An 11,235-nucleotide genomic window follows, 5' to 3' on the forward strand; every position below is an offset into this window, starting at 1 on the left:
CGTACGGCCCTGGCCCGCTCGGTGAACAGGCGGCGCGCCGGGGCCGCCGGGAGCTGCCCCTTGAGCGGGCCCCACTCGTTCGGGTCCGGGACGCCGGGCGGGAGCATCGTGCGGCGCTTCGGGCCGCCGTGTTCCGGCTCGCCCGGCTCCTTCGCGCCCGGCCACGCCTTCGCCACGCGGGCGGCCAGCACGAAGTCCTTGCGCAGGGGGTGGCCCTCGAAGCCCTCGGGGAGGAGCAGGGGCACCAGGTGCGGGTGGCCCTCGAAGCCGACGCCGAACATCTCGTGCGTCTCGCGCTCGTGCCAGGCGGCCCCCGCGTACACGCCGGTCGCGGTGGGCAGGGTGGGCGCGTCGTGCGGCACGGTCGTGCGCAGCAGCAGCCGGCGTACGCCGGAGCCGGGCTCGGCCGGCAGCGCCGCCACGTGGGCGCAGACCCGGAAGCCGGTGCCCGGCTCGTCCACCGCGCTCAGCCAGTCGAAGTAGGTGCAGCCCAGGGCGTCGCGGGCGGTTTCCAGGGCGGTGAGCCACGCGGTGGGCGGGACGTCCACGGTCAGCAGGTCGTACGCCTGCTCGGCGGTGGCGTCCGCGCCGAAGATCTCGGCAGCGGCGTCCGGGAGCCGGTCGAAGGGGGCGGTCACGCGTTCTCCCCCTCTCCGGGGGCCGGAGGCGGCGTCACCAGGCCGCTGCGCAGCGCCGCCGTCGTCGGGCGGGCCCCGGCGGCGGCCGCGTAGCGCTCGCCCAGCGATTCGCGTGCGATCTTCTCCTGGAGCTTGAGGATGCCCTGGAGCAGCGCCTCGGGGCGGGGCGGGCAGCCGGGGACGTAGACGTCGACGGGGATGATCTGGTCGACGCCCTTGGTCACGGAGTACGAGTCCCAGTACGGGCCGCCGCAGTTGGAGCAGGCGCCGAAGGAGATGACGTACTTGGGCTCGGGCATCTGCTCGTACAGGCGCTTCACGGCGGGGGCCATCTTGTCCGTCACCGTGCCGGAGACGATCATGAGGTCGGCCTGGCGCGGGCCCGGGGCGAAGGGGATGACGCCGAGCCGGATGAAGTCGTGGCGCGCCATGGAGGCGGCGATGAATTCGATGGCGCAGCAGGCGAGTCCGAAGTTGAAGACCCAGAGGCTGTAGCGGCGGCCCCAGTTGAGGACGACCTTCATCGGTTCCGGAGCGAGCCGGGACAGGACGCCCAGGCGCTTCGGTTCCGGGAGGAACGTCGGTACGGCGGCGGGTTCGTCCCCCGCTCCGGCGGGCGACGGGCTCGTCACGTCCATTCCAGGACGCCCTTCTTCCATGCGTAGAGCAGTCCCACGGCCAGGAAACCGAGGAAGATGAACATTTCCACCAGGGTGGTCGCGCCGTAGCCGGGCGCCGCGAAGACCGTTGCCCAGGGGAACAGGAAGACCGAGTCCACGGCGAAGATCACGTACAGGAACGCGTAGACGTAGTAGCGGACCTGGGTGTGGGCCCAGCCCTCGCCCACCGGGTCCACGCCGCACTCGTAGGCGAGGAGCTTCTCCGGCGTCGGGACGACGGGGCGCAGCAGCCGGCCGCCGGCGAAGGCGGCGGCGACGAACAGGACGCCGAGGACCGCGAGGAGTCCGACGACCGAGTAGCCGTGGAAGTAGTCCGACGCCGCGAGCACCGCCCGCGTGGGCGTCCCGCCCGGAAGGTCCGCCACGTCCGCCCCTCGCTCCCTGGATCAATCCGTTCGACGATCAACCCGTTCGACGGTCTGTACGCACGGGAGTCTAGGCCCTGTAAAGGACGGGTAAGCAGTTGCGTCGGACAACGAAGGCAACGAAGCGGCGAAGGCAACCGACGGCGGCGGACGGGACGAGCGGGGCGGACGAGGCGAGCGGGGTGCGGGCGGCGCGAGGGGGCGCGGTGGGGATATCCCTACTTCGCCTCACCCACGAGCCCCATGGCATCCGCATGCGGCGCCCGGCAGGCTTGTCCCATGACCATGAGCCCCCAGGTGCCCGCCGAAGACGGTCCGCCTCCTGTCCGCTTCGCCTTCGGGCGGTGGACGTGGAAGGAGGTCGCGCACCTGCTTTCCAATCTGCCGATGGCGATCATCGGATTTGTTTACACAGTGTTGATGATCGCCATCGGCGTGGGCCTCGCGGTGACCGTCGTCGGTCTGCCGCTGCTCGCCGCCGGGCTCCAGGGTTCCCGGGCCATCGGGCGGGCCGAGCGGGGCCGGGCGCGGAAGCTGCTGGGCGTCGTGGTGGAGGAGCCGAGCCCGCCGGCGCGCGGGCGCCGCGAGAGCGGGTTCTTCGTCTGGCTGTGGAGCGCGCTGCGCGATCCGGTCGCCTGGCGGACGGCGCTGTATTCGTTCGTACGGCTGCCGTGGGGCATCCTCACCTTCGCCCTGACGCTCGTCTGCCTGATCGTGTGGCCGCCGCTCCCCTATGTCGCGCGGCTGCTGGCCAACGCGGACCGGGTCATGGTGCGCGGGCTGCTCTCCCCCTCCGACGACCTCGAACGCCGCATCGCCGAACTGGAGTCCGACCGGGGCGTGGTGGTCGATACGGCCGCCGCCGACCTGCGCCGGATCGAGCGGGATCTGCACGACGGGGCGCAGGCCCGGCTCGTCGCCCTCGCGATGGGGCTCGGCCTGGCCAAGGAGCGGCTGGCCGACGACCCGGAGGCCGCCGCCCGCATGGTGGACGAGGCGCACGGCGAGGTGAAGGTCGCCCTCCAGGAGCTGCGCGACCTGGCCCGGGGCATCCACCCGGCCGTCCTCACCGACCGGGGCCTGGACGCGGCCCTGTCCGCGATCGCCTCGCGCTGCACGGTCCCCGTCACCGTGCGGGTGGACCTCCCGGCGCGGCCGGCGCAGGCGATCGAGGGCATCGCGTACTTCACGGTCTCCGAACTCCTCCAGAACGTGAGCAAGCACAGCGGGGCCCGTACGGCCACCGTGGACGTGTGGCGCTCGGGCGACCGGCTGCTCATCCAGGTCGGCGACGACGGGCACGGCGGCGCCTCGATGGACGGCGGTACGGGGATGGCGGGGCTCGCCGAGCGGCTGGGCGCCGTGGACGGGCTGTTCGTCCTGGACTCCCCGGCCGGCGGGCCGACCACGGTCACGGCGGAGCTGCCGTGGCGCGACCGGGGCCTGGAGAAGAGCGCGCCCGCCTCCCGCACGGCCTGACGCACCGGGGACCGCGTACGCCCCCTGTCCGGGGTAGGGAAAACCCCCCGCCGAGGACGGATACGGCCCTCATGGTGCGCGGGCGCACCACCCCGCACCCTGGAAGCAGACAGTCGGCGCGAACGCCGCAGAGAAGAAACGGACGGAACCCCATGGCCACGGCATACGGACCGGACACACGGGAGCCCCAGCGGTCGGGCAGCAGCCTCGGGCCCCGTCCCGCGCGACGGCACGTCGTGCCGGCTCCGCTGCGGGCGCCGGTGGAGGGCAGGACCTGGCGCGAGTTCCTCTACCTGATGCTGAGCCTGCCGGTCAGCATCGTGATGTTCACCTGCGCGATCACGATGGTGTCGCTGGGCGCCGGACTCCTCGTCACCTTCGTCGGCATTCCGGTGCTGGCCGCCGGGCTGGTCATGTGCCGGGGCTTCGGGATGCTGGAGCGGACGCGGGCGCGGGCGCTGCTGGGGCTGGAGGTGGGCGACCCGGCCCCGGTGCGCGGGCGGACCGGCGGGCTGATGTCGTGGATGGGCGCGGTGCTCAAGAGCGGGGTCTCCTGGCGCCACCTGCTCTACTCGCTGCTGCACTTCCCGTGGGCGGTGTTCGCGTTCTGCGTCGCGCTGACGCTCCAGGCGTGGGGCTGGGCGGCGCTCACCTACCCGCTGTGGCACTGGAGCATCCCGTCGCAGACGGGGGTCTCGGGCATCCAGCTGTACGGCGACGCGCGGCACGAGGTCTACCTGGACTCGGGCATCGACATAGCGCTGACCTCTCTGGTCGGCCTCTGCGTCGTCCTCGCCTCGCCCTGGGTGATCCGGGGCCTGGCGACCGTGGACCGGCTGCTGGTCGCCGGGCTGCTCGGCCCGTCCCGGCTGGCGGAGCGCGTCACGGAGCTGGAGTCGGACCGCGGGGTCGTCGTGGACACGGCCGCCGCCGACCTGCGCCGCATCGAGCGGGACCTGCACGACGGGGCGCAGGCCCGGCTCGTCGCCCTCGCCATGGACCTGGGTCTCGCGAAGGAGAAGCTTGCCCACGATCCGGACGCCGCTGCCCGCATGGTGGACGAGGCGCACGGCGAGGTGAAGGTCGCCCTCCAGGAGCTGCGCGACCTGGCCCGGGGCATCCACCCGGCCGTCCTCACCGACCGGGGCCTGGACGCGGCCCTGTCCGCCGTCGCCTCCCGGTGCACGGTGCCGGTCACCGTCGAGGTGGACCTGCCGTCCCGGCCGGCGCAGGCCATCGAGGGCATCGCGTACTTCACGGTCTCCGAACTCCTCCAGAACGTCAGCAAGCACGCCCGCGCCACCCGCGCCTCGGTGGACGTGTGGCGCTCGGACGACCGGCTGATGCTCCAGGTGACCGACGACGGGCGCGGCGGCGCCGACACGGCGGCGGGCAGCGGGCTCGCCGGGCTGACCGAGCGGCTGGACGCGGTGGACGGGGTGCTGGTCGTCGACTCCCCGGCGGGCGGCCCGACGAAGGTGACCGCGGAGCTGCCCTGGCGCGGCTGAACCGCACGACGACCCGGCAGACGTACCGCCCCGGAGGGAGCCTCCCTCCGGGGCGGGCCCGCGCTCAACCCCGCGCGCGTTCGCGACGTCACTGCCGATGCTGGGATGCTGGACGGCACACCGGATGAGATCAGCGAGCGGACAGCGGGGGAATTGCGTCGTGACGGAGGACAGGGTGCGCGTGGTCATCGCCGAGGATTCGGTACTGCTCCGGGAGGGTCTGACCCGGCTGCTGACCGATCTGGGGCACGACGTCGTGGCCGGCGTGGGGGACGCGGAGGCGCTGATCAGGACGATCGGCGAGCTGGCCGGGCAGGACGCGCTCCCGGACGTGGTCGTCGCCGACGTGCGGATGCCGCCGACCCACACCGACGAGGGGGTGCGCGCGGCGGTGCGGCTGCGCCGGGAGCACCCGGGGATCGGGGTGCTGGTGCTCTCGCAGTACGTGGAGGAGCAGTACGCCACCGAGCTGCTGGCCGGGTCCAGCCGGGGCGTCGGGTACCTGCTGAAGGACCGGGTCGCCGAGGTCCGGGAGTTCGTGGACGCGGTGGTCCGGGTGGCCCAGGGCGGTACGGCGCTGGACCCCGAGGTGGTGGCGCAGCTGCTGGGGCGCAGCCGCAAGCAGGACGTGCTCGCCGGTCTGACGCCGCGTGAGCGCGAGGTGCTGGGGCTGATGGCCGAGGGGCGGACGAACTCCGCGGTGGCCAAGCAGCTCGTGGTGAGCGACGGGGCGGTCGAGAAGCATGTGAGCAACATCTTCCAGAAGCTGGGACTGGCGCCGAGCGAGGGCGACCACCGCCGGGTGCTCGCGGTGCTGACGTACCTGAACTCCTGACCGCCGGCGGCCCGCGCCCGGTCCCCCGCCGGGCCCCCCTTGACCTCCCCTTGACCTGCCGCTGACCTCGTGCGACGCCTGCGGACGGCGCGGGCGGGTGTGTCTCCAGCGAGGGTCCGACGCGGAACCAGGCGGCTGATGAATCATGGCGGCACAGCGCCGGGAACGTCTCAACATCCAGATACGACGCGTCTCAAAAAGCCGTCCACCATGTGATCGGCCGGAGGAAGGCGACCCTTACGGACGTAGGGTGGGCGAGGGACCTCCGGCGGGCCGGACGGTTCCGAGCCGCCGTGCCGAGGGAGGTCCAGTAAGTGACCAGCCAGGTCAGTAGCCCAGCCGAGCAGGCCGACGAGGCCAGCGAGGCGCTCGTAGGGGGACAGCGTGCCCCCCAGTCCGCAGCCGCAGACGGGAAAGAGGTCCGCCGCCTGGACCGGGTGATCATCCGCTTCGCGGGTGACTCGGGCGACGGCATGCAGCTCACCGGTGACCGGTTCACCTCGGAGACGGCGTCCTTCGGGAACGACCTCTCCACGCTGCCGAACTTCCCGGCCGAGATCCGCGCCCCCGCAGGCACCCTGCCGGGCGTCTCCTCGTTCCAGCTGCACTTCGCCGACCACGACATCCTGACGCCCGGCGACGCGCCGAACGTCCTGGTCGCGATGAACCCCGCAGCGCTCAAGGCGAACATCGCCGATGTGCCGCGCGGCGCCGAAATCATCGTCAACACCGATGAGTTCACGAAGCGGCCGATGGCGAAGGTGGGCTACGAGACCAACCCGCTGGAGGACGGCTCGCTGGAGGCGTACAACGTCCACCCGGTGCCGCTGACCACGCTGACGATCGAGGCGCTGAAGGAGTTCGGGCTCTCCCGCAAGGAGGCCGAGCGCTCCAAGAACATGTTCGCGCTGGGGCTGCTGTCCTGGATGTACCACCGGCCCACCGAGAACACCGAGGCGTTCCTGCGGGCGAAGTTCGCCAAGAAGCCGCAGATCGCCGAGGCGAACGTGGCCGCGTACCGGGCCGGGTGGAACTTCGGCGAGACCACGGAGGACTTCGCCGTCAGCTACGAGGTCGCCCCGGCCTCGCAGGCGTTCCCCGCCGGGACGTACCGGAACATCTCGGGCAACCTCGCGCTGTCCTACGGCCTGATCGCGGCCGGCCGCCAGGCGGACCTGCCGGTCTACCTCGGCTCGTACCCGATCACCCCGGCCTCGGACATCCTGCACGAGCTGAGCAAGCACAAGAACTTCGGCGTGCGCACGTTCCAGGCCGAGGACGAGATCGCGGGCATCGGCGCGGCGCTGGGTGCCGCGTTCGGCGGGGCGCTCGCGGTGACGACGACGTCGGGGCCGGGTGTGGCCCTCAAGTCGGAGACGATCGGTCTCGCGGTCTCGCTGGAACTGCCGCTGGTCATCATCGACATCCAGCGCGGCGGCCCGTCCACCGGGCTGCCCACCAAGACCGAGCAGGCCGACCTGCTCCAGGCGATGTACGGGCGCAACGGCGAGGCCCCGGTGCCGATCGTGGCCCCGCGCACCCCGGCCGACTGCTTCGACGCGGCCCTGGACGCGGCCCGGATCGCGCTGACGTACCGCACCCCGGTCTTCCTGCTCTCCGACGGCTACCTGGCCAACGGCTCCGAGCCCTGGCGCATCCCGGAGCCGGACCAGCTCCCGGACCTGCGCGTCCAGTTCGCCGGCGGGCCGAACCACGAACTGGCCGACGGCACCGAGGTGTTCTGGCCGTACAAGCGCGACCCGCAGACGCTGGCCCGCCCGTGGGCCGTCCCCGGCACGCCCGGCCTCGAACACCGCATCGGCGGCATCGAGAAGCAGGACGGCACCGGCAACATCTCGTACGACCCGGCCAACCACGACTTCATGGTCCGCACCCGCCAGGCCAAGGTGGACGGCATCGAGGTCCCGGACGTCGAGGTGGACGACCCGGCGGACGCCAGGACGCTGGTGCTGGGCTGGGGTTCGACGTACGGCCCGATCACGGCCGCCGTGCGCCGGCTGCGCGCCTCCGGGCGCTCCGTCGCGCAGGCCCATCTGCGCCACATCAACCCCTTCCCGAGGAATCTCGGCGAGGTCCTCAAGCGTTACGACAAGGTGGTCGTGCCGGAGATGAACCTCGGGCAGCTGGCCACCCTGATCCGCGCCAAGTACCTCGTGGACGCGCACAGTTACAACCAGGTCAACGGAATGCCGTTCAAGGCCGAGCAGCTCGCGGCAGCTCTTGAGGAGGCCATCGATGCCTGAGAACGAACTGCTCCAGCTGGTGCCCAAGGCCGAGGCCAAGCAGTCCATGAAGGACTTCAAGTCCGACCAGGAGGTGCGCTGGTGCCCCGGCTGCGGTGACTACGCGGTCCTCGCCGCCGTGCAGGGCTTCATGCCCGACCTGGGGCTGGCCAAGGAGAACATCGTCTTCATCTCCGGCATCGGCTGCTCCTCCCGCTTCCCGTACTACATGAACACCTACGGGATGCACTCGATCCACGGCCGCGCCCCGGCCATCGCGACCGGCCTGGCCACCTCCCGGCGCGACCTGTCCGTCTGGGTCGTCACCGGCGACGGGGACGCGCTGTCCATCGGCGGCAACCACCTGATCCACGCGCTGCGCCGCAACGTGAACCTCAAGATCCTGCTGTTCAACAACCGGATCTACGGGCTGACCAAGGGCCAGTACTCCCCCACCTCCGAGCTGGGCAAGATCACCAAGTCCACGCCGATGGGCTCGCTGGACACCCCGTTCAACCCGGTGTCCCTGGCGATCGGCGCGGAGGCGTCCTTCGTCGCCCGTACGGTCGACTCCGACCGCAAGCACCTCACGAGCGTGCTGCGCGCCGCCGCCGACCACCCGGGCACGGCGCTGGTGGAGATCTACCAGAACTGCAACATCTTCAACGACGGCGCGTTCGAGGTCCTCAAGGACAAGGACCAGGCGCAGGAGGCGGTGATCCGGCTGGAGCACGGGCAGCCGATCGTCTTCGGCGCGGAGGGTTCGAAGGGCGTCGTGCGGGACTCGCTGACCGGTGACCTCAAGGTCGTCGCGGTCACCGAGGAGAACAAGTCGCAGATCCTCGTCCACGACGCGCACAACCCCAGCCCGACGACCGCGTTCGCGCTGTCGCGGCTGGCCGACGCGGACACCCTGCACCACACCCCGATCGGGGTGCTGCGGGACGTGGAGCGGCCGGTGTACGACACGCTGATGGCCGAGCAGCTGGACCTCGCGGTGGAGCGGAGCGGCAAGGGCGACCTGGCCGCGCTGCTCGCGGGCAACGACAACTGGACGGTGGTCGGCTGACCCCGGCCCCCGATCCGCGCGGACGCGCCGGACCTGCCCCTCGCGGGCGGGACCGGCGCGTCCGCGCATTCGGCCGCGCAGCGCCACTCTCCCTCGCCCGCTGTCATGACCGTCTGGCGATACGGGTATGACACCGGGCCCGGTCGGCGCTACCGTCGTCTGGTTGAGGGTTGTACGACAGATGCCACCGGGAGGGCCCGTGCAGGGGACGAATGACCAGCGGGCCGGGCTTCTCTCCGGGTTCGGCGCGTACGGCATGTGGGGCCTGGTGCCGCTGTTCTGGCCGCTGCTGAAGCCGGCCGGGGCGGTCGAGATCCTGGCCCACCGCATGGTGTGGTCGCTCGGCGTGGTGGCGATCCTGCTGCTGATGCTGCGCCGCTGGTCCTGGATCGGCCCGCTGCTGCGGCAGCCGCGCAAGCTGGGGATGCTGACCCTCGCGGCGGCCACCATCACCGTCAACTGGGGCCTGTACATCTGGGCCGTGAACAGCGGCCATGTGGTCGAGGCGTCCCTCGGTTACTTCATCAACCCGCTGGTGACCATCGGCATGGGCGTGCTGCTGCTGGGCGAGCGGCTGCGCCCGGCGCAGTGGGCGGCGGTCGCGACGGGCGCCGCCTCGGTGGTGGTGCTGACGATCGGTTACGGGAAGCCGCCCTGGATCTCGCTGATCCTGGCGTTCTCCTTCGCGACGTACGGGCTGGTCAAGAAGAAGGTGGACATGGGCGGCCTGGAGTCGCTGACCGTGGAGACCGCGCTGCTGTTCCTGCCGGCGCTCGGCTATCTGGTGTGGCTGAGCGCCCGGGGCGCCTCCACGCTGACGTCGGAGGGCCCGGGGCACCTGGCGCTGCTCGCCTCGACCGGCGTCGTCACGGCGGTGCCGCTGATCCTGTTCGGGGCGGCCGCGGTGCGCATTCCGCTGTCCACGATCGGGCTGCTCCAGTACATGACGCCGGTCGCCCAGTTCATCCTCGGGGTGGCCTGGTTCCACGAGGAGATGCCGACGGAGCGGTGGGCCGGTTTCGGTCTGGTGTGGCTGGCGCTGGCCATGCTGACCTGGGACGCGCTGCGGACCTCGCGGCGGACGCGGGCCAGGGCGCAGGCCGCCCGGCTGGCGGCGGCGACGGCGGCCGCCAGCGCCGCGACGGACCGCACGGACACCCCCTCGAAAGCAACCTAGTTGCTTTTTTAACTCGGTTGCTTTTTCCTGGGGTCCTGCCCGCCGACCCCAGGAGAACCCATGTGTGCCGCCACGCCCCCGCTGCCCGTGCTCGTCGTCGGCGCCGGCCCGACCGGGCTGACCCTGGCCGTCGACCTGGCCCGCCGGGGCATCGCCGTACGGATCATCGACAAGTCCGCCGGCTTCCCGCGCACGTCCCGCGCCAAGGGCCCCAACCCGCGCTCCCTGGAGGTCCTGGAGGATCTGGGCGTGCTCGGCGCGGTCCTGGCCGCCGGGGCCGCGCCGCTGCCGATGCGCAAGTACCGGGGCGGGGTCGCCGTCGCCGACGCCGAGCCGTTCGCGGACCAGCGGCCGACGCCCGACGCCCCGTACGACCGGCCGCACATGATGGCCCAGTGGCGCCTGGAGGAGGTGCTGCGGGACCGGCTCGCGGAGTACGGCGTACGGGTCGGGCTGGGCGCGGAACTGGTGGATCTGGCCGAGGGCGATGCCTCGGTGACCGCGACGCTGGCCGGCGGGGAGCGCGTCGAGGCGTCGTACGTCGCCGGCTGCGACGGCGGGCACAGCGCGGTCCGCAAACTGCTCGGCGTCCCCTTCGAGGGCAGGACCGACGAGACCCGGCTGATGGTGTGCGGGGACGTGGAGGTGGAGGGGCTGGACCGGGGCTTCTGGCACCAGTGGTTCGACGAGGACGGCGCCGTGATGCTCTGCCCGATCCCCGGCACCCGGTCCGGCTGGTGGTTCCAGGCCGGCCCCGAACTCGACGCCGACGGCGCGCCCCTGCCGCCGTCGCTCGCCGGGTTCCGCCGGCTGTTCGCCAAGCACACCGGCCTGCCCGCCGACCGCCTCACCCGGGCGGCGCTCCTCTCGACGTACCGGGTCAACGAACGGCTGGCGGCCCGCTACCGGGTGGGGCGCGCCTTCCTCGCCGGGGACGCGGCCCATGTGCACTCCATCGCGGGCGGCCTCGGCATGAACACCGGCATCCAGGATGCGTACAACCTCGGCTGGAAGCTCGCCCGGGTCGTCCGGGGACAGGCAGGGCCCGCGCTGCTCGACACGTACGAGGAGGAGCGGCTGCCGGTCGCCGAGCAGGTGCTGGACGTCAGCGCGGAGCGGCTGCGGGCCACGCTGGAGGCGATCAAGCGGCCGGGCGGCGGGCTGGACGCGGCGGTCGGCCCGGGCACCAACGGGCTGGGCGGCGGCTACCGGTGGAGTTCGCTGGCCGCCTCGCCGCGCGC

General features: G+C 72.3%; 10 protein-coding genes. 7 read left to right on the top strand and 3 right to left on the bottom strand.

The features are described 5' to 3' along the window. From MHW47_RS24555 to MHW47_RS24565, 3 genes are all read right to left on the bottom strand, one after another. A partial coding sequence (locus MHW47_RS24555; protein ID WP_239225950.1) for an NADH-quinone oxidoreductase subunit C occupies window positions 1–638 on the bottom strand: 638 nt, incomplete at its 3' end. Beyond that, window positions 635–1,276, bottom strand: coding sequence for an NADH-quinone oxidoreductase subunit B (locus tag MHW47_RS35975; RefSeq protein ID WP_239225951.1), 642 nt, complete (start codon window positions 1,274–1,276; stop codon window positions 635–637). The genes MHW47_RS35975 and MHW47_RS24555, both read right to left, overlap by 4 nt. Next, window positions 1,267–1,683, bottom strand: a complete 417-nt coding sequence (locus tag MHW47_RS24565) for an NADH-quinone oxidoreductase subunit A (protein WP_239225952.1) — start codon at window positions 1,681–1,683, stop codon at window positions 1,267–1,269. Before MHW47_RS24565 ends, MHW47_RS35975 begins: the two co-directional genes overlap by 10 nt. 279 nt (window positions 1,684–1,962) lie before the next feature. Between MHW47_RS24565 and MHW47_RS24570 the strand changes: the two genes are divergently transcribed. From MHW47_RS24570 to MHW47_RS24600, 7 genes are all read left to right on the top strand, one after another. Further along, window positions 1,963–3,162: a sensor histidine kinase gene (locus MHW47_RS24570; protein ID WP_239225953.1), complete on the top strand. Its 1,200-nt coding sequence runs from the start codon at window positions 1,963–1,965 to the stop codon at window positions 3,160–3,162. A gap of 152 nt (window positions 3,163–3,314) precedes the next feature. Further along, window positions 3,315–4,670 (top strand): sensor histidine kinase, encoded by a 1,356-nt coding sequence (locus tag MHW47_RS24575; RefSeq protein WP_239225954.1) that lies wholly within the window; start codon window positions 3,315–3,317, stop codon window positions 4,668–4,670. Window positions 4,671–4,845: 175 nt separating this feature from the next. Beyond that, window positions 4,846–5,505: a response regulator transcription factor gene (locus MHW47_RS24580; RefSeq protein ID WP_239225959.1), complete on the top strand. Its 660-nt coding sequence runs from the start codon at window positions 4,846–4,848 to the stop codon at window positions 5,503–5,505. A gap of 314 nt (window positions 5,506–5,819) precedes the next feature. Further along, complete coding sequence (locus MHW47_RS24585) at window positions 5,820–7,769, top strand: 2-oxoacid:acceptor oxidoreductase subunit alpha (RefSeq protein WP_239225955.1); 1,950 nt, start codon at window positions 5,820–5,822, stop codon at window positions 7,767–7,769. Then, on the top strand, window positions 7,762–8,817 hold the full coding sequence (locus MHW47_RS24590; protein ID WP_239225956.1) for a 2-oxoacid:ferredoxin oxidoreductase subunit beta: 1,056 nt from the start codon (window positions 7,762–7,764) through the stop codon (window positions 8,815–8,817). Before MHW47_RS24585 ends, MHW47_RS24590 begins: the two co-directional genes overlap by 8 nt. A 199-nt stretch (window positions 8,818–9,016) precedes the next feature. Then, window positions 9,017–9,994, top strand: a complete 978-nt coding sequence (rarD, locus tag MHW47_RS24595) for an EamA family transporter RarD (RefSeq protein WP_239225957.1) — start codon at window positions 9,017–9,019, stop codon at window positions 9,992–9,994. A 60-nt stretch (window positions 9,995–10,054) separates the two neighbouring features. Then, a partial coding sequence (locus tag MHW47_RS24600; RefSeq protein WP_239225958.1) for an FAD-dependent monooxygenase occupies window positions 10,055–11,235 on the top strand: 1,181 nt, incomplete at its 3' end.

The organism is Streptomyces sp. OfavH-34-F, from assembly GCF_022347745.1.
Classification (GTDB): domain Bacteria; phylum Actinomycetota; class Actinomycetes; order Streptomycetales; family Streptomycetaceae; genus Streptomyces.

Bases quoted from the DNA above. Each gene is read 5' to 3' on its own strand.
- MHW47_RS35975 (WP_239225951.1), bottom strand. From the start codon at position 1,276: ATGGACGTGACGAGCCCGTCGCCCGCCGGAGCGGGGGACGAACCCGCC.
- MHW47_RS24570 (WP_239225953.1), top strand. From the start codon at position 1,963: ATGACCATGAGCCCCCAGGTGCCCGCCGAAGACGGTCCGCCTCCTGTC.
- MHW47_RS24575 (WP_239225954.1), top strand. From the start codon at position 3,315: ATGGCCACGGCATACGGACCGGACACACGGGAGCCCCAGCGGTCGGGC.
- MHW47_RS24590 (WP_239225956.1), top strand. From the start codon at position 7,762: ATGCCTGAGAACGAACTGCTCCAGCTGGTGCCCAAGGCCGAGGCCAAG.